This is a genomic window from Alcanivorax sp. HI0044, from assembly GCF_001634945.1.
Genome location: NZ_LWEZ01001088.1, coordinates 1 through 419 on the forward strand (window position 1 = coordinate 1; position 419 = coordinate 419).

The window sequence follows — 419 nt, forward strand, 5'->3', positions numbered from 1 at the left end:
ACGGTAGCCTGGTAATTAATAACCTCAAATATCAAAGGGTGAGCGCCATGGCGCCAGTGGCTGCAGAAATCATCCCCGGGCGCCCGCCGAAGAAGGCCGTCACCACGGCAATACAGAAAGAGGCATACAAACCCACTTTCGGGTCCACGCCGGCAATGATGGAGAAGGCAATCGCCTCCGGGATCAACGCAAGCGCCACAACGGCCCCTGCCAGCAAGTCGCCACGGACGTTACTGAACCAGTCCTGCTGAATCGTTCGAAGCATGGATTTCAATCCTGTGTTTGGAAATAACAAGCAAAGGCTGCGCAGCGGCAGCAATAAAATACGAAGAACGGCGCCAACAGGCACCGCACGGCAAAGCCATGTAGGGAGGGCGCCAGGGAACCTCTAAAAAACTCCTTACATGCTCAGTCTTTCA

Annotated in this window: 1 pseudogene; it reads right to left on the bottom strand. The window is 54.9% G+C overall.

Annotation, left to right across the window (positions count from 1 at the left end):
- Positions 1-34 precede the first annotated feature (34 nt).
- Positions 35-265: pseudogene (locus tag A3730_RS13060) on the bottom strand (SulP family inorganic anion transporter); the annotation flags it as partial.
- Between the last annotated feature and the right edge of the window lie 154 nt (positions 266-419).